The sequence below is a fragment of the Mesorhizobium sp. B4-1-3 genome (assembly GCF_006439355.1).
In the GTDB taxonomy this organism is placed as follows: Bacteria; Pseudomonadota; Alphaproteobacteria; order Rhizobiales; family Rhizobiaceae; genus Mesorhizobium.
Window position 1 is genome coordinate 97,176 of record NZ_VFTG01000018.1, and the last position, 24,478, is coordinate 121,653.

The following is a 24,478-nucleotide window of genomic DNA, read 5'->3' on the forward strand; positions in this document are numbered from 1 at the left end:
ACGCAAAGATCGCCGTCGGGAACAATGTCCGTCAGGCAATGTTCGGTCGCGTTCCAGCGGAGAGCGGCCGGCCATGTGCCTAGAATTGACAACCAGAGACTCGCGGCGTCTACCCAGGCGGCGAACCGGGCTCATTTTCGTTCCTTGCGCAACGCATCCGGCAAGATGTCTGAACCGACAAGCTGACGCGAGGTCGTCGTGCGCCCCCGTGTGAATATTTTCAGTTTCGGAAGCGGCGGCGCTGAAAGCGAAGTCCGCGATCCAAATCGCATTTCGACAACCGATGCAGATCAGCTCGCCTATTTTGCCGCGGTAAATGGGATCACGGAGCAACAGGCACGGGAACTGGTCCAAAAACATGGAGACAATCTTGCCGTGCTTGTCAAGGAAGCTCGGAAGCTGCAGGAACTTGAATAATCCGGACAGGCAAGTGAACTGTCCACGGCAACATGACGCGCACTTCCTCAATGCGAAATACCGTGCACAATCGCGTCTGGCCGCCAGCGCTGATTAAATCCAGCGTACAACCCGGCGTGATGGCACAGATCAGCGTGGTGAGACGGTTCCGTCTCTCCACGGTTGTCAGCGCGTGCGGCGCGTCCAGGATGCTGAGAGGCAGAAGAAACCGAGTCCCGTCAATTGGGCAGGGTCCGGTCGGCAAGCCGGAAGGGTGCAATCGGCCCGAACCTATTTCTTCTTGCGAGCGGCGGCCTCGGCCTGTGCAGGCGCCTCCTTGATAGTGGCCGCGCCGCCCATGTCGCCATTCTTGGTTCGTCCGGCTCCCGGCCCGGCCCCTAGATCCGCGCCTGTGGTCGGGTCGGAGGAGGGGTCCGAGAGCGTCCGCTCGCCCATCTTGGTTACGACCTTCATGTCCTTGGCCGCCAGCTTGACTGTTGCAGTCCCATCGCCATCGTCCGCCGGCATGACTTCCTCAAGATCATCCACGCGGTCCCATTCGTCTCCCGAATTCCAAGGCCCATTCGTGTCGCCTTCACCCTGGGACGTGTTGACGTACATGCTCGCAAATTTGGCAATGCCGGGGAGCTTCCCTGTGGGGAAGTTGTTCTCGATCGCGTACAGCGCTTTCTCGAAGGATTTTTGATGCGCGATCTCGCGCGTCATGAGAAACCCCAGCGCGTCCTTGACCCCGGGATCGTCGGTGATGTTGATCAGTCGCTCATAGACGATCTTGGCACGCGCCTCGGCGGCAATATTGGACCGCAGATCGACGGTAGGTTCACCGCGGGAATCGATATAGGCGGCAGTCCATGGCACTCCGGCCGAGTCGCACAGCGCAGGTGCGCCACCAAACAAGATGGATTCTTTGGCCGTCGTGCCGCTTGCGCCGACCATCAAGTACAGCTCGGCTTCCTTCATCTGGCCTTCGGCAAGCTGTGCCTTCAGGCCTTTGTTGAGCATGGTGACAATCGAGCCGACGACCTCGAGATGGCTGAGCTCTTCGGTCGCTATGTCGAGCAACATGTCCTTGCGGCCGACATCGTCCTCACCCAGCCCCTGGGTGAAATAGCGCATCGCGGCGGCAAGCTCGCCATCGGCGCCACCGAACTGCTCCATGATCATGCACGCCAGCCGTGGATTCGGCTCCGAGACGCGGACGGTGTATTGCAGTCGCTTGTTGTGCATGAACATGAGGCTTCCTCCAAGGGTTGACGTTCCCTAACCGGCGGCCTCCAGGAATGTTCCTCCGCAAAAATAGAATGGCTTAAAAATAGCGCGTTTTTTTAATCCACCGAGCCACGCTGATGTTACGCGTTCATTCTGGGCAGTCTTGCGCGCCAATTGCTGCAGGATCACCTTATGTAATACTTGAAGGTGATGGGCCGAGACGATCAGAGCGCGCCGAGACGGCGTCGTGTCAGTCGGGCCTGAAGCAAGACCACCGCCAGCAGGAACAGCCCTCGGATCACTGATTGCCAGTAGGCTGAAAGCGAAAGCCAACCCATTCCATTCTCAAAGTTCAGAACATTGAAAAGGATACCGAGGAGGAGCACGCCGGCGAGCGTGGTCACAACCGAGCCCGAACCGCCGGTGAGCAGCGTGCCGCCGACCACGACGGCTGCGATGGCGAACAATTCCCAACCAACGCCTTCAATGGGCTGTCCCGCTCCGAATTGCGAGGCAAGGATGACGCCGGCGAGCCCCGCCAGTCCTCCGCTCGCGACATAGACCAAAAACTTCACGCGATCGGTACGCAGTCCCATGAGGCGCGAAGCATCTTCGCCGCCGCCGATTGCCAGCACGGCGCGACCAGTGCCGGTGTAGTTCAAGACCAGGGAACCGATGAGGTATGCCACGACCGCGATGGCCGCAGGGATCGGAAACGTCCACAAGTTACCTTGGCCGATGGCGGTGAAGCCCGACTCATAGGAGACCGATACGGTCTGGTTGCCCGCAAGCAGAAGGGCTGAGCCGCTGGCGGCCTGCATAGTAGCGAGAGTGGCTATGAACGGCATCAGATTGGCGCGTGTGACAAGGATCGCGTTGATGAGCCCGGCGACCAGGCCAGCGCCTATTCCCGCGGTGAGACCCGGCACGATCCCATAAGGACTCGCCAATGCCGAGGCTACGCTGCCTAAGGCAGCGACGGAGCCCACGGAAAGATCGATTCCTCCTGTCATGATGACGAAGCACATGCCAAGCGCCACCAATGCGAACATGGAATTGTAGCGCAGGAGAGTCATCACATTGTAGAAGCTGAGAAACCGATCATAGCGCAGGAACCCGAACAGAACGAGCGCAGCCAGCGCAATCAATACGCCGTAGGTGCCAATGATGCGGACCAGGCGGGCGCGATTCATAGGCTACCCGCGATGCTGCTGCTGCAGCCACACGGCGAGCGCGATGATGCCTGCCTTGACCACCAGGGCAGCGGCGTCAGGCACCCCGTTCGCCAGAAGGGTATAGCGCACCAGTTGAATGGTAAGCGCGCCTAGCAGGCTACCGATGATGGTGGCCTTGCCGCCACTGAGCAGGGTCCCGCCCACTGCAACCGCCGCGATGGCATCGAGCTCCATGCCAAGGCCAACCAAGTTGGCGTCGCTGGAGGAGTTGATTGCAATCACGATAAGCCCGGCCAGCCCGGCGCAAAGGCCGCTAATGCCATAGACCGCAATCTTTATCTTGGAGACTGCAATACCTGCGAGTTCGGAAGCCTTTTCATTACCGCCGACCGCCAATATGCATCGCCCGAACAGCGTTTTTCTCAACGCCCATGCAGCTGCCGCAACAATGACAGCCATGATGATGACTTGCGCCGGGATGTCCAATGGTCGAGCAAGGCCGATCCATTGAAATTCAGGTACGCGGAAGGTTTGCAGGTTCCCGTTCGTCATCACCTGAGCGATGCCGCGGCCCGCGATGAACAGAACCAGTGTCGCGACAATCGGCTGGATGCGGAAGCGGGCGACCAACCAACCATTGAAGAGCCCCAACAGCCCGGCCACCAATACCGAGACGATCATCGCGGCAGCCACGCCCAGGTAGATGCTTCCGATCGGAAGGATTTTGCCCATGAAGATCATCGGTGCCAGCGCACCCGAAATCGCCATCAGAGATCCGACGGAGAGATCGATGCCGCCCGTGGCTATCACGAGCGTCATTCCGACGGCTACGATGACGATCGTGCAGACCTGGGTGAGGTTGACGTTCAGAGTCTGCATTGTCGCGAAATTGCGCGTGAAGGCGAGGTTGAACGCAACCAGCAAGACCAGCGCGATCACGGTCCCGTAGCGCGACAAGAAACCGAAGAGATCGAAGCTGCGCGCGATGGCATCCCGATCCGCATATGATCTCGGCAGCCCGGTCACGTCGCGGCCTCCGAGGAAGCGCTCGTCCCATGCGCCATGGCGGTCAGCACTTCTTCTTCGTTGGCGGCTTCAGCTTCCAACTCGGTCACGCTGACACCATCGCGCAGAACGAATATGCGATCCGCACCTTCAATCACTTCCTCCAGCTCTGACGAGATCATGAGCACGCCGAGGCCCTGGTCTGCAAGGCCACGGATCAGACGCTGGATCTCGCCCTTGGCACCCACATCGATCCCCCTTGTCGGCTCGTCGAGGATGAGCAGTTTCGGGTTCATCGCCAGCCAGCGGGCAAGCAGCACCTTCTGCTGGTTCCCGCCCGAAAGCTCTCGCACCTTCTGATTGGGTCCGGAGCATTTTATGCCCAGCTCGCGGATGAACCGCTCGACGATTTCACGCTGGCGTGACTCGTCCAGTACGCCGTTGCGGCTGATTTTCGGAAGCAAGGCAAGGGTGAGATTCTCTGCCACGGTCATCTCCGGGACAATGCCTTCGCCTTTGCGGTCCTCGGTGCAAAAGCCCATGCCGGCGGCGATCGCGTCGGCGGGACGGTCGGGGTGGTACGCGGCTCCCTCCATCGTCATCTCGCCCGCGCTCGCGCGATCGGCACCGAACACGAGCCGTGCGGTTTCGGTGCGACCCGCCCCGAGGAGGCCCGCAAAGCCCGCGATCTCGCCGCGCCGGAGATCGAAGCTCACATTGCGGACCGCCTGCCCGGCCCTAAGCCCGCGGGCCGAAAACATCGCATCCCCGATTCTAGAGCGGTCGCGCTCGCCGAAGGCTGTGGCGTGACCCTCGACAGCCGCGACATCGCGGCCAAGCATAGCTGCGACAAGTTCCAGCTTGTTGATCTCTTTCATCCCGGCGCTGCGCACGGTGCGACCGTCACGCATGATCGTGACCCGGTCGCAGACCTCATACAGCTCATCGAGCTTATGGCTTACAAAGATGACGGAGATCCCTTCAGCCTTCAACTGACGAATGACGCTGAACAGCACTCCCACTTCCCGTTCGTCGAGAGACGAGGTCGGCTCGTCCATAACGACAAGTCGGGCGGAGAACCCTATGGCCCGGGCGATCGCCACCATCTGCTGTGTTGCCGTGTTGAATTCACCCAGCGGACGGCGAACATCGATGCGAATGGAGAAGCGGCTCAGCAGGCGCTCGGCTTCCGTGTGCATGGCATTCCAGTCGAGCAGCCCATGGCGGCGCCTTTCCCGGCCCAGGCAAATGTTCTCCGTCACTGACCGCAGCGGGACCAGATTGATCTCCTGATAGATCGTGCTGATGCCATTGACTTGCGCCTGGTGGGGCGAGTGGACCTCAAAGGGCTTGCCTTCGAACAGCACTTGCCCGGCATCCTTGCGGTGGTATCCGGTCAAGACCTTGATCAGCGTGGATTTGCCCGCGCCGTTCTGGCCTATCAGGGCATGGACCTCGCCTGAGCGCACGGAAAGCGACGCGTCCACCAGCGCCGGTATGCCGGCGAAACGCTTTTGGATGTCGCGCATGTCGAGAAGCATCGGGGAAGGTCCGTCCGGCGGCGTCATCGGCAAAGCTCCCGAAAAAGCCTCCCCGCCGAAGCGAGGAGGCGCCTTTAACCAGATAACTCAGAACGCCGTACTGATCTTGTCCTTTGCGTTCGTGCCGTCGTAGAAGTCGTCGTCGTTCTTGATGAAGGGCGGGATTTGCTTCCCAGCGGCATAATCGGCCATCGTGGCGAAAGCCTTGGGCCCGAAAAGCGGGCTGCAGCCGCAGATGGCGCCGATCTTGCCGTCGACGATTGCTTGCACGCCATCCTTTTCGCCGTCGATCGAGACAATCAGCACATCTTTTCCTGGCGTCTTGCCGGCCGCCTCGAGGGCCGCGATCGCGCCGAGCGCCATCTCATCATTATGGGCATAGATGATATCGGCTTCGGGATGCGCCTGCAGCAACGTCTCAGCCACCTGGCGGCCCTTGTCTCGAGCGAAGTCACCCGACTGTGAAGCGATAATCTTGAATTCCGAGTGCTTGGCGATGATGTCGTCGAACCCCTTCTTGCGGTCGTTGGCTGGCGAGGAACCGGTGGTGCCTTCCAGCTCGATGATCTTCGATTTTCCATTGGCGTTCTTCACCACCCATTCGGCGATGCGGTTGCCCTCATTGATGAAGTCGGAACCGATGAAGGTGACGTAATCCTGTCCAGGTTTGGCCATGGTGTGATCCACGTCCCGGTCGATGAGAAAGACCGGGATGCCAGCATCGCGGGCGGCGAGGATGACCGGCACCAACGGCTTGTCCTCGCGGGGAGGCAGGAAAATCGCGTCGACGCCCTGCGCGATCATGGAGTTTACGTCGGAAGCCTGCTTGGCCGAGGATCCGGCAGCATCAGTATAGACCAACTGGTGGCCGAGCTTTGCCGCCTCGTCCTGCATGCTTTTGGTTTCAGCCAGCCGCCATGGATTATTGCTCTCGGTCTGGGCGAAGCCGACCTTGTACTTGTCTTTCTTGGCAAGCGGCGGGAGCGCGGCGAAGGCGCGTGAGGCGAGGGTAAGAGCGGCCACGCCGACGGCGGAGCCTACCAACAATTTCCGACGGGTAATGATCATGCTTTCCTCCTTGGTTGTCGTGTTTTGACGACGTTGAATATTCCTCGCCTATGGCGGGCTAGGCCAGCTCGCTTGCAGACTCCGCCCTCAATTGAGTAACTGCGCCCGCTTCCAAGATGAAATCGGCGCAGCGGTCGCCCAGCATCATGGCGGGTGCAGCCGTGTTGCCGGCGTTGATGTTAGGGCAGGCGGACATGTCGGCAACGCGCAGGTTCTCTATCCCGCGCACCCGCATGGCCGCGTCCAGAACGGCCATTCGATCGCTGTCCGGACCCATGCGGCATGTGCCGGCCGGATGGTAATTCGTTTTGACGAAGCGCTTGCAGTGCTTTTCGAGCGCCTCGTCGCTGAGGTCGTCTTCCCGGGGGACGGCAACAGCCTTGATGCGGTCCGCCAGAGGCTTCGTGTGGAATGCGTTCAGGAAATAGCGCTGGCCGGCAATCATCTGCTTCATGTCATCTTGATGTTTGAGCAGGTGCGGAGAGACGACCGGCATGTCATTCGGATCCGCCGAACGCAGCTTCACGAATCCGCGGGATTTCGGCTTGACGACGACGGTCGTCACAGTGAGGCCGTAGGTATTCTCCACCAGGGTCAGGATATCGCGGTCCAGGTACACATGTGGCACGCAAAACGCCTGGATCGTCGGTTCGCCATCCGGATCGGCCGGATTGACAAAAGCTCCCGCCTCGACCCCCGCGGACAGGATCGTACCGGCGCCGAACAGCTTGAAATGCAAGCCGTTCTTGATCATTCGCCAACCCTGGCCTTGCTTAAAGTAGCCGTAGGGGCCGTTTGCCGTGGCAATAATCGGCACTTCCGGATGATCGATCAGGTTCTGGCCTACGCCTGGAAGATCGGCGATGCAGGCAATGTCATGTCTGGCAAGTTCGTCCGCCGGACCAACACCCGACAGCATAAGGAGTTTCGGCGATACCAGCGCACCCGACGAGACGATCACATCGCCGTCCGCATAGGCCTCGTGTTCGGTTCCCGATTTGTCAGTGTAGATTACACCCTTTGCGCGCTCGTTCTGGATCAGCAGCCGCCGCGCGGCAGAATTCAGCCTCAGCGTCAGCCTGGGATCCTTGGCCAATGGCTCGATAAACGCATAGGCAGCGCTGCTGCGCTTCCCGCGCCGGTTCATGAACTGATAGAAGCCCACTCCGCGTTGCGACGGCCCGTTGAAGTCATGATTGTAGGGCAGTCCGAGCCGTTGGACCGCCTGCACGAACCAACGCGAAACGTCGTCAATGTGACCTGGGTCAGACACGAGCAACGGTCCTTCGCTGCCATGCAAGTCGCCGCCGAGGCGGTTGTTGCCTTCCATGCCCGTGAAGTGGGGCAGCACCGCCTGCCAGTTCCAGCGGATGCCGGCATTGTTGCCGCGCAGCAACTCATCCCATTCGTCATAGTCCGAGGCACGGCCGCGCATATAGACCTGGGCGTTGACCGAGGTGCCGCCGCCCAGCACGTTGCCTTGCGAGATTTCGTGCGCGCGGCCGTCCAGATGCTGCTGCGGCTCGGTGCGATAATATCGCATGAACTTCGAGCCATTGATCATCTTGAAGATCCCCGGCGGCATATCGAGCAGCGGGTGGTGATGCGAATGCCCAGCTTCGAGAAGCAGGACCCGCCGTCCTGCTTTCACCAGCCGCGCCGCGACCACGCAACCCGCTGCTCCACCCCCCACCACGATATGATCATAAGTCTGCGTCATTCTCGCCGGTCCTCCCGCGGGCCCTCACTGCTTTCAAATGTGCCACGGACATATTCCCAAGCCGCGGAAAGATGATTGAGCAGCGCCCGCTCGGCGCCATCTGGATCTCGCTCGATGATCGCCATGCAGATCTCGCGGTGGCTCAGGAAATTGATCCGGTTGCGCTCTGGTGATCGGGGCATGCTCATCCAATGCGGCGACAGCCATGCGGTGAATGCCTTGTGCACCGCGGGCATCACCGGGTTGCGCGTGATCTGGTAGAGCACGGCGTGGAAGGCTACGTCAGTGGCATAGAATTTTGCCGAATCCGGTATCGCCGCCTCGTTCATCTCAAGCGCTGATCTGAGAGTGGCCACGTCATCCTTGCGAGCATGGATGGCGGCGTTGCGCGCAAGTGCGGCCTCAAGAAAGACCCGGGTGTCGTAGAGGTTCTTCACTCCCGCCTGAGCGCTTAGCAGGTGGCCGACAACACCTTCCAAAGCGCCGAGCGCCGCGTCCAGCCCCGGCCGGCGCACCACCGGGCGAAAGCGCGGACGCGCTTCGACAAGGCCGCGGCTTGCCAGGCGAGCGACCGCTTCACGCACGACACCGCGGCCAACGCCGTACTCAGCCATCAATTCGCGCTCAGCCGGCAGGAAGCTGCCGTCACCGAGCTTGCCGGAGGCGATGTCCGCTTCGATTCCCACCACCATGGCGTCCGCGGCGCGAGCAGCGCCGCTCGTGGCCCGCGTCCCAAGATGCCGTGGTGTACTCAGCAAGCCGTCCTCCACTTCACGCAATCATTAATGCGCAGATCGGACCAAAGCACAAGGCCCAACAAATTGTCATCAGACCAAAATGGCGACAATTTGCCTGAACCGTTGCGATCTGCCCGTCAGAGTGCAATTATGGTATGACGAAATAGGATTGGACGATGAGAGCCTCGCAATGGGCGATACAACAATCACGGATGTGAAGGTTCGGCTTTTCCGGGTGCCGCTGCGTGAAGTGATGACCGACGCCAAGCATGGCGCTCACACGCATTTCGAGCTGGTGACAGCGACGCTTAGGCTGGCGGACGGTAGCGAAGGGACTGGCTACACTTATACTGGCGGCAAAGGGGGGCATGCGATCGCAGCCATGATCGTGCACGATCTGGTGCCGTTCCTGAAAGGACGGGATGCTACCGACATCGAGGCGCTCCATGATGGGATGTTATGGCACATCCATTATGTCGGGCGCGGGGGCATTGCGTCGTTTGCGATTTCTGCGCTCGACATAGCGCTCTGGGATCTGAAGGGCCGGCGCACCGGCCTGTCACTCTGGGAAATGGCCGGCGGCGCCGGCAAAACAGCCAAGGCATATCGCGGCGGCATCGACCTGAACTTCTCGCTCGATCAGTTGCAGGCGAGCATCGACTCCTATCTCGCCGCCGGTTTCAATGCCGTGAAGATCAAGGTCGGCAAAGACGACCTCACCGAGGATATCACCCGAGTTAAGGCCATCCGCGAACGCATCGGGCCGCACACCCCCTTCATGGTGGACGCCAATTACGCGCTCGACGTCAATCGGGCGATCGAAGCGGCGAAAGCATTCGCGCCTTACGATCTGCTGTGGTTCGAGGAGCCTATCATACCGGATGATTACCGGGGCTACGCAGCCATTGCCGAGGCAACGGGCATGCCGCTGGCCATGGGGGAGAACTTGCATGTAATCGAGGAGTTCGAGCATGCCTTCGCTTGGTCGAAGCTCTCCTACATCCAGCCCGACGCCTCGAACTGTGGCGGCATCACAGGCTGGTTGCGCGTGGCCGAGCTTTCCCGCAAGGCCGGAATTCCGGTGTGCAGCCACGGCATGCAGGAACTGCATGTCAGTTTGGTCTCAGGTCAACCAAACGCTGGTTGGGTAGAGGCGCACAGTTTCGACATCGACCTGTACACCACTCGGCCGCTCATGTTGCAGGATGGGCTGGCAGTCGCCCCAGACGAACCAGGCATCGGTGTCAGCTTTGATTGGCGTAAGCTGGAGGGCTTTGAGGAAGGGGGCTAGCCAAGACCATTGCCGTGCGCAGTGACGATGATATGCGTTGAGCTCGCGGCTATGCCTGCGGCCCTGCCTCGCGAAGGGTCGCGGCCTTGGCTTGGTGCAGTGTGATCTATTGCTGCATGTCTTCACTGCCAGGGCCGTGCAAGAAGGACTGGATCTCATCCATGTCGATCTTGCCGTCGCCATTCTGGTCGATTGCGGAGAAGATGCGCCCGACAGCGTCTTGAACCTCGTTCTCGGACAATGATCCGTCGCCGTTGGTGTCCAAAAACGCGAACATCAGTCGCATTCCGGCGCCACGCATCATCATGCGCCCGCCATGGTGTCCAGCCATCCTGTGGTCGCCGGACGGGCCGCCATAACGGTTTTTATGCCAAGGGGCGCCATGACGATCTGCGTTGTCCTGAGCGTCGTCATCCTCTTCTTGACGATTGTTGGCCACGTCGGAGCTTCGATCCTGCTGCATCCGCTCCTGGATGGCTTGGTCAATCATCTGGCGGATCATTTCACGCGTCGGGCCGCCCGCTTGCCCGTTCACATCCGGCAACTGCCCGGCGCCGGGCTGTTCGGTCGCCGGGGTGGGGGAAGGGGTTCCGTTCGTCTGGGCGAGAGCAGGGAAAGTCGCGAAAATTAAAACGGCGGCCGTAGCCGTCGTGCAGCGAGGGAATCTCATGGCATGCTCCATTTGATTGGACGTGGTCTGGCTTAAGCTGCCCGAACTGGAGGTCTCCTCGATTGTTCCGGCCAGCGTTGCGCGTCACGATGAAGTGACACGAGCCGACTTTCTCAACCGGCCATGGCTTCCTCCGGCGCGGCGATAATTGACATCACGGCGACCGGAGATGCTCTGCATTCGGCCAGTTCAGCTCTCGTCCCGAGACACCCCTGGAGTGCTTGGAACAATGAAGCGGCTGCCACGTCATGTAGGATGCATGCTAAGCAATCAGCCAACCGCTCGCATACCACCTTCTTCACCGTCGGGCATTCGAACCGTACAATCGAGGAATTCATCGACATCCTTCGGCAGGGGAGGATCGGCATCGTCGTCGACGTGAGGCGTCTGCCCGGGTCCCGCGCCTACCCGCAGTTCGATAGCGAACGCCTGGCTGCGTCACTCGCGGAGGCGCAGATCGCCTATGAAATTGTGGCGCCGCTCGGCGGGCGGCGGGGCAAGGTGGACGGGGTTTCGCCCGAAACGAACGGCGCGTGGAGAAACCAAAGCTTCCACAACTACGCTGACTATGCGCTTTCGGCGCAATTTCGAGGCGGACTCGATCGCCTGCTCGCAATACGGACGCGCCGCTGCGCGATAATGTGCTCGGAAGCGGTCTGGTGGCGGTGCCACCGCCGCGTCATCGCTGATTACCTTCTTGCGCGTGGCGAGGAAGTCTTCCATCTCATGGGCAACGGCCGCGTCGAGAAGGCCGTACCGACGGCCGGTGCGGTTCTTCGAGACGACGGATCGGTGATCTATCCGTCAGTGGCAGCCTGCTGACGGAAGGCGAAGTTCCGAAGCAAGACCGCATTTCAGGCGCGAGCGGCTCATCCGTGCACTTCGATCCAGGCGGGTGCGTGATCGCTGGGCTTTTCCCACCCACGGTCTCGACATCGACACCTGCAGCTTGAATCGTTTGGCAAGTGGATGGGCTTACAAGCAAGTGATCGGCGGCTTTTCTGTTCGAGGCAATCCCAAGGCCCGGTGCGGGACACTGCTGTGACAGCTACCCGTCTCCGACGCCTTGTCGGCGCTGGATCACAGCAAAAACCCTTTGCTTGGCCGGCCACCGGCGGGGATTACACAGGCAAAACCACAGATAACAACTTGATCTTGGATAACCTCTTCTGCGCCAGCCGGCGAGCGGCTTCCAACGTTCCGCCCCCGAACGCCTCGGCAACGAATGCCAGTGTCAACATATCGATGAGAAAATCGTCGACGGCGGCCGAGATCAGTTCAGAGCCGCGGCGGTCGATTTCTGCCAGCAGTGATCGCGCTTCACCCGCAGCCGCTGAGGCGTCCTCTGCGTGGACCAGCCGTTCGAGCCTGTCGAATATTTGCAACCAGCGTCCCCCTGTGGCCGTGGTAAACTCCACCGGCCGCCGAAAGTTCCGCCGACCGACTGCCAAGCAGGACGGGTGACCAAAAGCGAGCGTGCATCAGCTTTCGACACCAAGGGCTCGCCTGGCCCGTGAATCTGAAAGTCGGACCCGCTCCCACAGGTCAATCCGATTCTACGCAGGCGCAAAGCACAATAGAATTGCAGCTTCGATCCGATTGTTCGTATACAAATCATCTCTTATCCGCTACGTTGCGGCCTGCCGTAGGGGAAGAGTATGGCGCCACACGAACATCATGCGGTTGAGCTTACAAGAGAGGGCAAATGGGCGGTCCGCGTGACCTCCTTTGGAAAGACCCTCACTGTTCCCTTTGAAACTGAGGACTATGCACGTTCGTATGCTGACGGACAGGCCTTCCGGCTGGGTGTGCGGGTGACGGAGTTGAAGCGGACCGCCTAGTGGCCTCTAGTGAGCCGGCCTACGCCGGCGGCCGATCTTTTCAGTGAGCGCAGTGACAACCGGCCGCTACTCTTACTCAGTCTAAGAGTTTTCCAACAGTCTGGACCTTGGCGCGATCGCTTGGCGACCAGATCAATGTGGTCGACATATAGCGGATGATCACTTTCTCCTGCCGAGACGCCGCTCGAGAGCCATGCCCAGCGTGTGCCAGCGGAAAACGAAGGGCGGGTCCCAAACCCAACCCTCTAATGAGCCCGTCAGCCCAGTGCCGGCGTGCTTTTTTGTTGACAACCAATGTTGCTGATGGCCAGGCTTGCGGCGTTTGAGGGATCGACCTGTTTTAGGGAGGGACTTCATGCCAATTCTTGAAAGAGCCAGAGAAGCAGGCGTCTTCAGTTCATCAGAAGTCGCGCTGCTCGGTCGCGTGTTCGACAAACTGAAGGTCGAACAACAGTCCCTCGAGCGGCGCGAAGCCCTCGCATCTCGCCTGCTGGCCAACTACCTGGCAGGGATCAGGGACGAGGCTGAACTGCTGTCAGTGTCAAAACTGCCACTCGGTCGCTAGATGATACTCCTTGCGCTGTAGCCTGACAGGTGCTGGCGGTGGATCGGCTGCATTTCTTCAAGCAGAAGCCCGCTAGGCTCGGCTCGCCCAATTCTGTGTCATGGTGCGAGCCGGGCCTTTGGAATTCCCAAGACCACCTCCTCGGGTCGGCCAACCCGGGAAATCCCCTCGTTGTGGCTCCCGAGCTACAGCCCATTAGTCAAAACTGCATTAGGAAGAGTCTTGTGCGGGGTTCCTGGGTTCGGGCGGACCATCCGGGGAGGGGAGCACGAGCAGTTTGAGGGAAGATGGCCCGTCGGCTTCGGTCGGCGGGCTTTTCGCTTTCTCTTACGCCTGATCCGCACCTGGAAACCGTCCCGCTCAGCGAGTTCGACGCGATTCATGGAGTTTCCGATGTGTCGCGACGGAAGAGACCACAAGAAAGACTTGGCTGATCTGTGGTTCGGCGGCTGGTTAGGAGACAGGGATTTCCGACAGCAGACCCGAGAGCTCGTCGAGATGATCGGCACTGACTGGGCATCGCTCCTGCGTGAAGCGCGCTTCCTGAAGCGAAGGTATTGATCCCACGGAACATTCTCGTCACGCCAATGTTGGGTAGCCGCGACGCGTGCCCCTCCCAGTGTTTCACGGCGTCGCGTCGGGTTTGGCAGTTCCCGGCATGAGCCCGCATCGTTCCCCCCCCGGTGCGGGCTCTTTCATCACCCCAAAAAGCAACTACGTCACGAGCGTTTCGGATGGGTGGTTCCATGTTCAGAATGCCGTATTCTCTGGTTCTTTGAGTTCTCCGTGAATCAACACGCCCGGCTAGCCCGCCGGGCGGAACGGCTTTGCCAGCGAGGCGGGGAAGTGGAGGGCAAGCATCTGGCGATTGCGCGAGATCAGCACCAGCACCACGATCGTCGCCAGATAGGGCAGGGCCGAAAGCAGCTCCGAGGGAACCTGTAGGCCCAGCGCTTGGCCCTGGAGCTGCAGGATCGTCATGCCGCCGAACAGCCAGGCGCCGAGCAGGACGCGCAGCGGCCGCCAGGTGGCGAACACCACCAGCGCCAGTGCGATCCAGCCCTTGCCCGCGGTCATGTTCTCGACCCAGAGCGGCGTATAGGCGACTGACAGATAGGCGCCGGCAAGGCCGGCCATCAGGCCGCCGAACAGTACCGCCATGTAGCGGATCCGGATCACAGGATAGCCGATGGCATGCGAGGTCTGCGGCGATTCCCCGACCGTGCGCAGGATGAGGCCGGCCTTGGTCCGGTAGAGGAACCAGCTGATCGCGACGAACATGGCGAGGGCCAGATAGACGAGCGGGTCGAAACGGAAGAGCAGCGGCCCAAGCACCGGCAGGCCGGACAGGATCGCGATGTTGACGCCATGCAGCGCTTCGATCGGATCGCTGCCGAAGCCGCGCCCGATGAAGGCAGAGACGCCGGAACCGAAGATCGCCAGCGCCAGGCCGGCGGCATATTGGTTGGTGAGGAAGGTGAGCGCCAGCACGCCGAACAGCAGTGAGGCGGCAGCGCCAGCCAGAGCCCCGGCGAGGATCGCAACCGGCATCGAATAGCCGGCGGTGACCGCCCAGAAGGCAAGTGCTGCGCCCATCAGCATCATGCCTTCGATGCCGAGATTGAGGACGCCCGATTTCTCGACCACGAGCTCGCCGAGTGCGGCGAAGATCAGCGGCGTGGCGGCGACGATGGTGCCGGTGAAGATGGCGGTGAAGAGTTCCATCCGGTGTCTCCCGCTATCGCGCCGTCTCGAGCGCATGCGCGTCCGGCGCTGGCCGCACCAGGCGGATGCGATAGAAAATGAAGAAGTCTGCCGCGAGCAGGAAGAACAGCAGGATGCCCTGGAAGATGCGCGTCAGTGCCGAGGGCAGGGCAAGCGTCATCTGCACGCCTTCGCCGCCGAGGAAAAGCAGCGACATCAACAGCCCGCCAAGCACGATGCCGAAGGCGTTCAGCCGTCCGATGAAGGCGACGATGATGGCGGCAAATCCGTAGCCAGGCGAGACTTGCGGCGAGAGCTGGCCGAGCGGTCCGGCAGCCTCCGCCATGCCGGCAATGCCCGCCGCCGCGCCGCCAGCCAGCAATCCGATCCACACGGCAGCCGACTCGCGAAAGCCGGCATAGCGAGCGGCGAGCGGGGCGGCGCCGCTGACCGACATCTTGTAGCCGAGGAAGCTGCGGTCGGTGAACAGCCACATCAAAAACACGGCGACGACGGTGATGAAGATCGAGGAGTTCAACCGGTAGGCAGGATCGAAGGATTGAAACATCGCCGCCGCCGGCAGCAACGCCGTCTGCGGATAGTTGAAGCCGGCCGGATCGCGCCATGGTCCATGCACCAGATAAGACAGAAACAGCGTCGCGATATAGGTCATCATCAGCGTGACCAGGATCTCATTGGTGTTCATGCGCGAGCGCAGGAAGGCAGGGATCGCCGCCCAGGCCATGCCGGCGGCCATTCCGGCCAGGAACATCAGCGGCAGGAGCAGCGCGCTGTCCGGGTCCGACCAGAACAGGCCGACGCCGCTGGCGGCAACCGCGCCCATGATGAATTGGCCTTCGGCGCCGATATTCCAGACATTGGCGCGAAAGCCGATCGCCAGGCCGCAGGCGATCAGGATCAGCGGCGAGGCTTTCAGCAACCATTCCGAGAGGCCGTTCATCGAGCTCAGCGGCTCGACAAAGAAGGCATAGAGCGTCGGCAGCGGATCGTGCCCGAGCGAGGCGAAGAAGATCGAGCCGACGATCAGCGTGAGCACGGACGCTAGCACCGGCGCCGCGATGCGCATCACGGCTGAAGGCTCTGGCCGTTGTTCAATCCTGAAGTGCAACGCTGCTACTCCCCGTTTGGTCCTTGCCCATCGTTCGACCGGTCATCAAGAGCCCGATCTCCTCTCGGTCCGTGCTGGTGCGGAGCAGCGGCGGCGACACGCGACCCTGGCAGATGACCAGCAGCCGGTCGCAGATCTCGAACAGCTCGTCGAGCTCCTCCGAGACGACGAACACCGCCGTGCCGGCGCGGCTGAGATCGACGATGGTCTGGCGGATGAAGGCGCTCGCCCCGACATCGACACCCCAGGTCGGCTGCGAGACGAGAAGCAGCTTCGGGGCCAACGCGATCTCGCGTCCGACGATGTATTTCTGCAGATTGCCGCCGGACAGGCTCTGCGCCGTGGCAGCCGGGCCGTTGGCCTTGACCTTGAACCGGTCGATGATGCCGGAGGCGAAGGCGGCGGCTCTCCGGCGGTCAACAAGGCCCTTGCGGACCGTGCCGAAGCGATGGGCCGTCAGCACCGCGTTTTCCCACAGCGTGTGCGACGGAACTGCGCCACGCCCGAGCCTCTCCTCTGGAACGAAGGCGAGTCCGAGCTTGCGGCGCTCATCGGGGCGCAGGCTGGCGGCGGGCGTTCCGTTGATTTTGATAGCGTCGCCTTGGCCATGCCGGCGCTCGCCGCTGAGCAGCGCAATCAGCTCGGCCTGGCCGTTGCCGGAGACGCCGGCAAGGCCGACGATCTCGCCGCCATGCACGTTGAAGGAGACATCTTTCAGGTCGACGCCGAAATGGTCCCTTGCCTTGGCCGACAGATCCCTGACCTCGAGCACAGGCTTTTCGCTCGGCGCTGCCGGGCTGACATGCATCTCGGGCAGCTTGGAGCCCACCATCATGCGGGCAAGCTCGAGCGAAGTGGTCTCCTTCGGCCGCGCCGTGCCGGTGACCTTGCCGTTGCGCAGCACGGTGGCGGTGTCGCAGAGTTCCTGCACCTCGTCGAGCTTGTGACTGATATAGACGATCGAGCAGCCTTCGGCGGCCAACTGGCGAAGCGTATCGAACAGCTTGACCACGGCCTGCGGCGTCAGCACCGAGGTCGGTTCGTCGAGGATCAGGAGCTTTGGCGCCTGTAGGAGGCAGCGCACGATCTCGACGCGCTGCCGCTCTCCGACCGAAAGGTCATGCACCTGACGATGCGGGTCGATCGGCATGCCGTAGCGCAGCGAAAGCTCGCGGATTTTTTCGGCCAGCGACGGCAGATTGAAGGCGCTGCTTGCCGAAAGCGCGATGTTCTCGACCACCGAAACGGATTCGAATAGCGCGAAATGCTGGTAGACCATCTCGATGCCGAGTGCGCGCGACATTGCCGGATTGTGCGCGAGGATGAGATTGCCGTCGCAATAGATCTCACCGGAATCGGCATGCGCCGCGCCGTAGATGATCTTCATCAGGGTCGATTTGCCGGCGCCGTTTTCGCCGAGCACGGCATGGATCTCGCCAGGCTGAATTGACAACGAGACGTCATCATTGGCGACAACGCCGGGATAGCGCTTGGAGATATTGCGCAATTCTAGTCGCGGGTGCATGGCGGGTCCTGCCGGGCTTGCAGCGGGGTTGGACGGGAACCGGCGGGGAGACGCCGAAGATGACCTCGGCATCTCCCCGGTTCTTCGCGGTTTGATCAGCTCAGCTTGCCGATCATTCCCTTGACGAACCAGTTCATGCCGCGAATGCCGTCGTCGGAGAGCACCGATCCGGCAGCGACCTTGACGTTGCCGTCCTGGTCCTTCAGCTCGCCGGCATAGGGGTGCACCTTGCCGCTGCCGATATCGGCTTCGAGCTGCTTCAGCTTGGCCTTGACGTCGGCCGGGATGCCGTCATTGTAGGGCGCCATCTTGACCACGCCCGCGGCCAGCCCGTCCCAGCGCACCTCAGGCTTCCAGGTTCCGGCCGCGACTGCCTTGGCGGCGCCGACATAGTCGCTGGTCCAGTCGAGCACGAAGGAGGTCAGCTGCTTGCCGGAGGAGAATTTCGACATGTCGCTGGCATAGCCGATCGACCAGGCGCCGCCTTCGCCGGCGACCTGAACGCCGGTCGCCGTATCCGTCATCGAGCAGATCACGTCGCAGCCCTGCGAAAGCAGCGTCTTAGCGGCCTCCTTCTCCTTGCCCGGATCGAACCAGGAATTGAGGAAGATGGCGTTGCAGGTGGCGTTCGGATTGACGCTCTGCGCGCCGAGCAGCAGCGCGTTGGCCGGGCCGACGATGTCGGGGATCGGGAAGCCGCCGATGAAGCCGATCTTGCCCGACTTCGACATATAGCCGCCGGCCGCGCCGGCGACGAAAGTGCCCTCGTAATATTTGGCTTCGAAGGTGCCGAGATTCGCGAGATGGACGATGCCCGAGCAATGCTCGAACGCGATCTTGGGGAAGCGCGGCGCCACCTTCTGCATCGGCGTGCCATGCGAGAAGCTGGTGCCGAAGATCAACTGATTGCCGGCGCTGGCTAACTCGCGGAAAACGCGCTCGGCATCCTGCGGCATGAAGATGTTGTCGATGACGGTGAGCTTCGCCTTGTCGCCGAATTCGGACTTGATCGCCTCGACGCCGAGGCTGTGCTGCTTGGTCCAGCCGATCTCGGCGATCGGCGAGACATAGACGACGCCGATCTTGAGCACGTCGTCGGCCCTGGCGATGGTGCTCAGTCCTCCGGTGGCCAGTGCCGCGCCGAGCGCGCCGCTGTATTTCAGGAATCCACGTCTTGTCAGCTCGTTCATGCTGGTAACCCTCTGTTGGTTTTCTTGGTCGATGCCCGGCTTTTGGGTGCCGGATCTTGCTTGGGGAGATGGACATGGACGTGCGCCGTGCCGTCGCCATTCCCGGATGTCTTTGGCTTCCTTGGCGCGATCGGCGCCGTCGCGCTGTCAGTCTTGCCGTCTAGATAGGGCGCCAGCGCCTCCGCCGGCGTCATTTCCGCGTACACTTCGCGATCCATGATATAGCCGCGCACCACCGCGCGGTGATGGGTGTCGATCAGGTCCATGGCCTGCTTCAGCCGGCCTTTTTCCAGAAGGTCGACGACGCGTGAATGGTCGTCGAGCAGATTGCAATAATCGAAATCGGCCGTGATCAGCGAGCGCAGCAGCGTCGTGCGGCGCACCAGCTGGGCATGGATTTCCTGCATCACCTTGTTGCGGCTCAGGCGGACGAAGACGGAGTGAAACTCCTGGCCGAGCACGTCGGCCAGCGCGTCGTTGCCCGAGGCGACAGCCTGGCGTTGGCGTTCGACATGCTGGCGCAGCTCAGCCCACCCTGCAGGGCCGAGGCGGTCGCTGAGTTGGGCGGCCACACCTTGTTCGACGAGCGTCAGCGCGTCGTAGATTTCCATCGCTTCCTGCATGCTCGGCTTGGCGACGAAGGCGCCGCGATTGCGCTCGATCTGGGCTAGCCCATCGTCGGCGAGCCGGATCAGCGCCTGGCGCACGACGATGCGGCTGACGTCGAAAATCTCGGAAAGCTCACGCTCGCCGAGCTTGCAGCCGGGCACCAGCCGATGGTCGATGATGGCACGTGTGAGAATATCCGCTATCGTCTGGGAACGGCTGCTCAAGGCGCGGCTCTCCGCGGGTTCGAGAACATGATCAGCAGGCTTTCCGTGGTGAAGACATGCCCCCGTCGGGGTGCGGCATATCCCAGATTCAGATTTTCATACATCGGAAGTCAATCATCGAAATCTGTCAACACAAAAATACGTTTTGGCTGACAAAAAACCGTTGATTGATATCCAATCTTGTGGTTTCGTCCTGTCGAAACGCCGGGCTAGGTTCATGGTGAAGGGCTAGCTGAGTTGGAAGGGATGCCGATGGCTACCCACTGCGTCGACCGCGAGCTTCTGAACGACTGGCACATTGTCGCCGACCAGGAATCGCTCCCCTCGGATATGCCATTTCAAACACGGCTGCTCGGCGTCGACCTCGTGATCCGCAAGCATGCCGGCAGGGTCGAGGTCGTCCATGCCGACACGGACGCCGCCGTCAATTCGGCTGAACGTTATGGTTTCATCTGGGCGTGCCTCGACAAGCCCTGGCGCGAGATCGTCTTTATCCCCGAGGCCAATGAAGCGGACCGTCACCTCGTCAGCGGTGGGTCGATCGCGGTCAAGGTCTCCGGTCTGCGCGCTGTCGAGAATTTCCTCGACATGGGCCATTTCCCTTTCGTCCATACCGGTTGGCTGGGGGAGGAGCCGCATACTGAGGTGGCGCCTTACAATGTCGAGATCACCGCGCAAGACGAGGTGTTGGCGACGGAGTGCAAATTCTACCAACCCATCGCTTCGCCGACGGCCAAGGAAGGCTTCGTCGTCGATTACATCTACAAGGTGATCCGGCCCTATACGGTGGCGCTCTACAAGAGCAATCCGATCCAGAAGCACCGGCTCGATGTCATCACGCTCTTCGTGCAGCCGGTCGACGAAGAGAACTGCATCGCGCATCCCTATCTCTGCTACTTGAAGGAAGGCATGGAGGCGGCGACGGTGCGCAGCTTCATGCAATTGATCTTCGCACAGGACAAGCCGATCCTCGAGAACCAGGTTCCGAGACGCTTGCCGCTCGATCCGCGCGCTGAGACACCGATCCGCGCCGACGCCGTCTCGGTCTCCTACCGGCGCTGGCTGCGCGATCGCTCGGTAACCTACGGCGCCATACCGGCACGGGCCTGATCACGTTGTCCGTCGCATGCAAAGGAATGAAACTATGACGAAATGCACGGATTCCGTGGTTCTCAATCTGTGGCATCCGGTGGGCGCGATCGCCGAGGCTATTCCCGGTGCGGTCCAGGAGACGGTGCTGCTCGAGGAGCGCCTGAGTTTCGCGGTCGGCGGGGATGGTGAGCCGATTGTCTGGCGCTCGCGGCCGGATCTGCGCCGGGCCGACCAGGTTCCGGCCGCCGACAGGCTGCCGGCAAAAAGCGCCTATGGCTATGTCTGGACTTCGCTGGGCTCGCCGCCGGCCGAGCTCTTCCCGATCCCTGAATATGCCGAGCCCGACCGCCGCCGGCTCAACGCCGCGACCTTCGGCGTCAACGTCTCGGCGCCGCGCGCCATCGAGAACTTTCTCGACATGGGGCACTTTCCTTACGTGCATACCGACATCCTCGGCGCCGAGCCGCATACCGAGGTCAAGGAATACGATGTCGAGATTTCGGTCGACCGCGACGAGATCCTGGCGACCCGCTGCCGCTTCTTCCAGCCGATGGCCTCGACAGCTTCGGACGGCGGCGCCGATGTCGACTATGTCTACCGCGTGCCGCACCCCTATTGCTCGGTGCTCTATAAATCGAGCCCGGTCGACGAGAGCCGGCGCGATGTGATTGCCATCTTTCTGCAGCCGGTCGACCAGGAACATGTGCGCGCGCATATGCTGCTTTGCGTGCTGGACGAAAACAGCGAAGACAAGGTGATCAAGCGTTTCCAGCAGACGATCTTCGGTCAGGACAAGCCGATCCTCGAAAACCAGGTGCCGAAGCGCCTGCCGCTCGATCCGCGCGCCGAAACCCCGATCCGCGCCGACAAATCGGCGATCGCCTACCGGCGCTGGCTCAGCCAGAAGGGCGTGACTTACGGCGTCATCCCGGCGGCAGCCTGACCACGACATTTTGGAGACGATAGATGTTGGAAGTAGCCAAAAGCCAGTGGCATCCGATCGCCGCTGCCCATGACCTGCCGTTCCGCCACGTATTCCACGGCCAGTTGCTTGGCCGCGAGTTTGCCGTCTGGCGGGCCGATGACGGCTACGTCAACATCTGGGAGAACCGTTGCCTGCACCGCGGCGTGAGGCTGTCGATCGGCATCAATGATGGCCGCGAGCTGAAATGCCAGTATCATGGCTGGCGTTATTCGAACCGCACCGCCGGCTGCACCTATATCCCCGCGCACCCGGCCGACGCGCCGGCCCGCACCATCACCAACCGCACCTATCCGGCGGTCGAGCGTTACGGCCTGGTCTGGTCGTCGGAAGAGGCATTGGGCGAGGTGCCGGATGTCGCAGGCCTTGCCGAAGGCGAGCTGCTTGCCTTGCGTGGCATTCCGGTCAACGCCCCTGCCGACAAGGTAGCGCAAGCGCTGAAGGCTTATCGCTTCCAGCCCTGCGGCGCAGTCGAGCGCGGCGGGTCCGAGATCAGCGTCGAGGCCGCCCAGGATTTTGCCGTGGCGCTCCGCTCGCGCGACGGCGCCGTCGAGACGCTCGGCGTCTTCTTCGTCCAGCCGGTCGATTCCAACCGTTCCGTCATTCGCGGCGTGCTCGACCGGGACCCCCAAGGGGCTGCGCGCATCACCGTCCTGCGGCATCACAATGAACGGCTTTCAAAATTGCGCGACGAAGTCGAGCGCGAAGTGGCCAATACTCCCGCGCCGGCCCCGATCGAGCCGGTTTATGAACGCGTGTCGGCCGAGCTTGCCGAGATGCCGGAACTGACCGCGCATGGCCGCAAGGCGGCGCTGCGGGTGACGGTGGCCAGGAAGTGGGAGGCCGCTGACGGCATCGCTGGCTTCGAGCTGCGGCCGACCAGGGGCATCCTGCCGACCTTCCAGCCGGGTGCACATATCGATGTGCATATGCCCAACGGCGAGATCAGGCAGTATTCGATCACCAACGGACCGGGCGAGACCGACAGCTTTACCATCGGCGTCAAGCTGGAGCGCGACTCGAAGGGCGGCTCGAAATGCATGCACGAGACGGTGCGCGAAGGTGACGTGCTGGCGATCTCCGAGCCGCGCAACAATTTCCCGCTGCGCCGCGATGCCATCAAGACGATCTTCGTCGCAGGCGGCATCGGCATCACGCCGCTGCTTGCCATGGCGCAGGCGTTGAAGAACCAGGAGCTGACGCACGAGCTGCACTATTTTGTGCAAGGCAAGGAACATCTCGCCTTTGCCGACCGGCTGAAGCAACTCGGCGATGCGCTGAGGCCGCATCTCGGCCTGTCGCCGGACGCGACCGGCGCCGAGCTGCGCCAAATCCTCACCGGCTACCGGAACGGCATGCATCTCTACATCTGCGGTCCGGGTCCGATGCTGGAGGCGGGGCGCAAAATCGCGGCCGAGCAGGGCTGGCCTGACAGCGCCGTGCATTTCGAGTATTTCAAGAACACCAACAAGATCGACGACAGCTCGAGTTTCGAAGTGGCGCTGGCGCGCTCTTGCGTCACGCTGCAAGTGCCGGCCGGCAAGACGATCCTGCAGGTCATGCGCGAGAGCGGCATCGACGTGCCCTCGTCCTGTGAGCAAGGGGCCTGCGGCACCTGCGTGGCGACGGTGATCGAGGGCGAACCCGACCACCAGGACGTCTATCTGAACGATGCCGAGCGCAAGGCCGGCACCCGGATCATGACCTGCGTTTCGCGTGCCAAATCGGCCCGCCTCGTGCTCGACATCTAGGGGCTGGCGATGATCACGCTTTACGACTATGAGCTGTCCGGCAATTGCTACAAGTTGCGGCTCTTGATGAGCTTCCTCGGCATCGACCATAACACCGTGCCGGTCGACTTCTATCCCGGACGGGAGCACAAGTCGGAATGGTTCCTGAAGCTCAATCCGCTTGGGCAATTGCCGGTCATCGACGATGATGGGCTGATCCTGCGCGACGCCCAGGCAATCCTGGTCTATCTGGCGTCGAAATACGATCCGCCCGGCACATGGTATCCGCGCAACAATCCAGCTCTGCTCGGCGAGATCAGCCAGTGGCTGGCCTTTGCCGACGGCATCACCGGAACGGCCTCCGCCGCCCGCCTGCACGATGCGCTGTTCTATGATTTCGACATCGATGCCGCGCGCGCTGGCGCGCATCGGCTGTTCCGCATCCTCGACGAGCATCTGTGGTTCGGCGAGCAGGAGGGCCGCCAGTGGATCTGCTCAGCCCCGCAGCCGACGATTGCCGACATTGCCTGCTTCCCTTACATCATGCTGTCTGAGGAAGGCGGTATTTCGCGCCAGGATTATCCGGCGATCCGCCGCTGGTGCGATCGCGTGAAGCGCATCAAGGGTTTTATCGTCATGTCGGGTGTGTTTCCGGCCGGGCCAGCCAGGGCCGCGGCGTAAGTTTCAGTCACGGGCCGGGCGCTCGCTGCGGCCATCAGATCGGGAGAGGGAAAATGAAAACGCGTGCCGCCGTAGCTGTTGGTGCCGGAAAGCCGCTGGAGATCATGGAGGTGGACCTCGAAGGCCCGCGCGAGGGCGAGGTGCTGATCGAGGTCAAGGCGACCGGCATCTGCCACACCGACGAGTTCACGCTCTCAGGCGCCGATCCGGAAGGCATCTTTCCCGCGATCCTCGGCCATGAGGGCGCCGGCATCGTCGTCGATGTCGGCAAGGGCGTGACCTCGGTCAAAAAGGGCGACCATGTCATCCCGCTCTACACGCCCGAATGCCGGCAGTGCCCGTCGTGCCTGTCGCGCAAGACCAACCTGTGCAC

General features: G+C 61.7%; 23 protein-coding genes. 9 read left to right on the top strand and 14 right to left on the bottom strand.

The features are described from left to right. Positions 1–198 precede the first annotated feature (198 nt). On the top strand, positions 199–417 hold the full coding sequence (locus FJW06_RS21130) for a DUF3606 domain-containing protein (RefSeq protein ID WP_140754125.1): 219 nt from the start codon (positions 199–201) through the stop codon (positions 415–417). A 270-nt stretch (positions 418–687) separates the two neighbouring features. Here the strand turns inward: FJW06_RS21130 and FJW06_RS21135 are convergent, their stop codons facing one another. The 7 genes from FJW06_RS21135 to FJW06_RS21165 all read right to left on the bottom strand — a co-directional run bounded on the left by FJW06_RS21135 (position 688) and on the right by FJW06_RS21165 (position 8,893). Continuing rightward, the gene (locus tag FJW06_RS21135; protein ID WP_140754126.1) at positions 688–1,650 is read right to left on the bottom strand and encodes a manganese catalase family protein; all 963 of its coding nucleotides are present in this window, start codon (positions 1,648–1,650) and stop codon (positions 688–690) included. Positions 1,651–1,850: 200 nt separating this feature from the next. Next, positions 1,851–2,819: an ABC transporter permease gene (locus tag FJW06_RS21140; protein WP_140754127.1), complete on the bottom strand. Its 969-nt coding sequence runs from the start codon at positions 2,817–2,819 to the stop codon at positions 1,851–1,853. Between the two features lie 3 nt (positions 2,820–2,822). Next, entirely contained in the window at positions 2,823–3,788 is a 966-nt protein-coding gene (locus FJW06_RS21145) for an ABC transporter permease (protein ID WP_246674759.1), read from the bottom strand. Positions 3,789–3,823: 35 nt separating this feature from the next. Continuing rightward, positions 3,824–5,374 carry a sugar ABC transporter ATP-binding protein gene (locus FJW06_RS21150; protein ID WP_140754129.1) on the bottom strand — a complete coding sequence of 517 codons (1,551 nt, stop codon included), beginning with the start codon at positions 5,372–5,374 and terminating at the stop codon, positions 3,824–3,826. A gap of 60 nt (positions 5,375–5,434) precedes the next feature. After that, positions 5,435–6,415 (bottom strand): ABC transporter substrate-binding protein, encoded by a 981-nt coding sequence (locus tag FJW06_RS21155; protein WP_140754130.1) that lies wholly within the window; start codon positions 6,413–6,415, stop codon positions 5,435–5,437. 58 nt (positions 6,416–6,473) lie between these two features. Further along, entirely contained in the window at positions 6,474–8,135 is a 1,662-nt protein-coding gene (locus FJW06_RS21160; protein ID WP_140754131.1) for a GMC family oxidoreductase, read from the bottom strand. After that, positions 8,132–8,893, bottom strand: coding sequence for an FCD domain-containing protein (locus FJW06_RS21165; protein WP_246674751.1), 762 nt, complete (start codon positions 8,891–8,893; stop codon positions 8,132–8,134). The genes FJW06_RS21160 and FJW06_RS21165 overlap by 4 nt, the downstream gene beginning before the upstream one ends. Positions 8,894–9,041: 148 nt before the next feature. Between FJW06_RS21165 and FJW06_RS21170 the strand changes: the two genes are divergently transcribed. Further along, complete coding sequence (locus FJW06_RS21170) at positions 9,042–10,163, top strand: mandelate racemase/muconate lactonizing enzyme family protein (protein ID WP_281404893.1); 1,122 nt, start codon at positions 9,042–9,044, stop codon at positions 10,161–10,163. Between the two features lie 106 nt (positions 10,164–10,269). Here FJW06_RS21170 and FJW06_RS21175 read toward each other — a convergent pair whose 3' ends face one another. Beyond that, positions 10,270–10,833, bottom strand: coding sequence for an EF-hand domain-containing protein (locus FJW06_RS21175; protein WP_140754132.1), 564 nt, complete (start codon positions 10,831–10,833; stop codon positions 10,270–10,272). Between the two features lie 255 nt (positions 10,834–11,088). Here FJW06_RS21175 and FJW06_RS21180 point away from each other — a divergent pair, with 255 nt between their 5' ends. Next, entirely contained in the window at positions 11,089–11,655 is a 567-nt protein-coding gene (locus FJW06_RS21180; RefSeq protein WP_140754133.1) for a DUF488 domain-containing protein, read from the top strand. 299 nt (positions 11,656–11,954) lie between these two features. On the opposite strand, the gene FJW06_RS21190 is transcribed toward FJW06_RS21180, so the two are convergent. Next, on the bottom strand, positions 11,955–12,251 hold the full coding sequence (locus tag FJW06_RS21190) for a hypothetical protein (RefSeq protein WP_140754134.1): 297 nt from the start codon (positions 12,249–12,251) through the stop codon (positions 11,955–11,957). Positions 12,252–13,029: 778 nt separating this feature from the next. Here FJW06_RS21190 and FJW06_RS21200 point away from each other — a divergent pair. After that, positions 13,030–13,239, top strand: coding sequence for a hypothetical protein (locus FJW06_RS21200; RefSeq protein WP_140754136.1), 210 nt, complete (start codon positions 13,030–13,032; stop codon positions 13,237–13,239). 804 nt (positions 13,240–14,043) lie between these two features. Here FJW06_RS21200 and FJW06_RS21205 read toward each other — a convergent pair. The 5 genes from FJW06_RS21205 to FJW06_RS21225 form a co-directional block, all read right to left on the bottom strand. Continuing rightward, positions 14,044–14,964, bottom strand: coding sequence for an ABC transporter permease (locus FJW06_RS21205; RefSeq protein WP_140754137.1), 921 nt, complete (start codon positions 14,962–14,964; stop codon positions 14,044–14,046). A 13-nt stretch (positions 14,965–14,977) separates the two neighbouring features. Then, on the bottom strand, positions 14,978–16,072 hold the full coding sequence (locus FJW06_RS21210) for an ABC transporter permease (protein WP_140754138.1): 1,095 nt from the start codon (positions 16,070–16,072) through the stop codon (positions 14,978–14,980). After that, complete coding sequence (locus FJW06_RS21215) at positions 16,056–17,597, bottom strand: ABC transporter ATP-binding protein (RefSeq protein WP_140754139.1); 1,542 nt, start codon at positions 17,595–17,597, stop codon at positions 16,056–16,058. The genes FJW06_RS21210 and FJW06_RS21215 overlap by 17 nt, the downstream gene beginning before the upstream one ends. Before the next feature lie 95 nt (positions 17,598–17,692). After that, complete coding sequence (locus tag FJW06_RS21220) at positions 17,693–18,787, bottom strand: BMP family ABC transporter substrate-binding protein (protein WP_140754140.1); 1,095 nt, start codon at positions 18,785–18,787, stop codon at positions 17,693–17,695. Then, positions 18,784–19,620 carry a GntR family transcriptional regulator gene (locus FJW06_RS21225; RefSeq protein ID WP_140754141.1) on the bottom strand — a complete coding sequence of 279 codons (837 nt, stop codon included), beginning with the start codon at positions 19,618–19,620 and terminating at the stop codon, positions 18,784–18,786. The genes FJW06_RS21220 and FJW06_RS21225 overlap by 4 nt, the downstream gene beginning before the upstream one ends. Before the next feature lie 252 nt (positions 19,621–19,872). Between FJW06_RS21225 and FJW06_RS21230 the strand changes: the two genes are divergently transcribed. From FJW06_RS21230 to FJW06_RS21250, 5 genes are all read left to right on the top strand, one after another. Further along, positions 19,873–20,730, top strand: a complete 858-nt coding sequence (locus tag FJW06_RS21230) for an aromatic ring-hydroxylating dioxygenase subunit alpha (protein WP_140754142.1) — start codon at positions 19,873–19,875, stop codon at positions 20,728–20,730. 34 nt (positions 20,731–20,764) lie between these two features. After that, entirely contained in the window at positions 20,765–21,655 is an 891-nt protein-coding gene (locus FJW06_RS21235) for an aromatic ring-hydroxylating dioxygenase subunit alpha (protein ID WP_246674754.1), read from the top strand. A gap of 23 nt (positions 21,656–21,678) precedes the next feature. Further along, positions 21,679–23,445 (top strand): Rieske 2Fe-2S domain-containing protein, encoded by a 1,767-nt coding sequence (locus FJW06_RS21240; protein ID WP_140754144.1) that lies wholly within the window; start codon positions 21,679–21,681, stop codon positions 23,443–23,445. Between the two features lie 9 nt (positions 23,446–23,454). Next, positions 23,455–24,105, top strand: a complete 651-nt coding sequence (locus tag FJW06_RS21245; protein ID WP_140754145.1) for a glutathione S-transferase — start codon at positions 23,455–23,457, stop codon at positions 24,103–24,105. A 53-nt stretch (positions 24,106–24,158) separates the two neighbouring features. Continuing rightward, positions 24,159–24,478, top strand: a 320-nt coding sequence (locus FJW06_RS21250; protein ID WP_181178487.1) for an alcohol dehydrogenase catalytic domain-containing protein, incomplete at its 3' end; no start/stop codon positions are given.

Excerpts from the sequence above, each read along its gene's own strand:
- FJW06_RS21140 (WP_140754127.1), bottom strand. The coding sequence starts at position 2,819 with ATGAATCGCGCCCGCCTGGTCCGCATCATTGGCACCTACGGCGTATTG.
- FJW06_RS21230 (WP_140754142.1), top strand. The coding sequence starts at position 19,873 with ATGGCTACCCACTGCGTCGACCGCGAGCTTCTGAACGACTGGCACATT.
- FJW06_RS21235 (WP_246674754.1), top strand. The coding sequence starts at position 20,765 with ATGACGAAATGCACGGATTCCGTGGTTCTCAATCTGTGGCATCCGGTG.
- FJW06_RS21200 (WP_140754136.1), top strand. The coding sequence starts at position 13,030 with ATGCCAATTCTTGAAAGAGCCAGAGAAGCAGGCGTCTTCAGTTCATCA.
- FJW06_RS21215 (WP_140754139.1), bottom strand. The coding sequence starts at position 17,597 with ATGCACCCGCGACTAGAATTGCGCAATATCTCCAAGCGCTATCCCGGC.
- FJW06_RS21245 (WP_140754145.1), top strand. The coding sequence starts at position 23,455 with ATGATCACGCTTTACGACTATGAGCTGTCCGGCAATTGCTACAAGTTG.
- FJW06_RS21180 (WP_140754133.1), top strand. The coding sequence starts at position 11,089 with ATGCATGCTAAGCAATCAGCCAACCGCTCGCATACCACCTTCTTCACC.
- FJW06_RS21205 (WP_140754137.1), bottom strand. The coding sequence starts at position 14,964 with ATGGAACTCTTCACCGCCATCTTCACCGGCACCATCGTCGCCGCCACG.
- FJW06_RS21175 (WP_140754132.1), bottom strand. The coding sequence starts at position 10,833 with ATGAGATTCCCTCGCTGCACGACGGCTACGGCCGCCGTTTTAATTTTC.
- FJW06_RS21135 (WP_140754126.1), bottom strand. The coding sequence starts at position 1,650 with ATGTTCATGCACAACAAGCGACTGCAATACACCGTCCGCGTCTCGGAG.
- FJW06_RS21160 (WP_140754131.1), bottom strand. The coding sequence starts at position 8,135 with ATGACGCAGACTTATGATCATATCGTGGTGGGGGGTGGAGCAGCGGGT.
- FJW06_RS21240 (WP_140754144.1), top strand. The coding sequence starts at position 21,679 with ATGTTGGAAGTAGCCAAAAGCCAGTGGCATCCGATCGCCGCTGCCCAT.
- FJW06_RS21155 (WP_140754130.1), bottom strand. The coding sequence starts at position 6,415 with ATGATCATTACCCGTCGGAAATTGTTGGTAGGCTCCGCCGTCGGCGTG.
- FJW06_RS21150 (WP_140754129.1), bottom strand. The coding sequence starts at position 5,374 with ATGACGCCGCCGGACGGACCTTCCCCGATGCTTCTCGACATGCGCGAC.
- FJW06_RS21220 (WP_140754140.1), bottom strand. The coding sequence starts at position 18,787 with ATGAACGAGCTGACAAGACGTGGATTCCTGAAATACAGCGGCGCGCTC.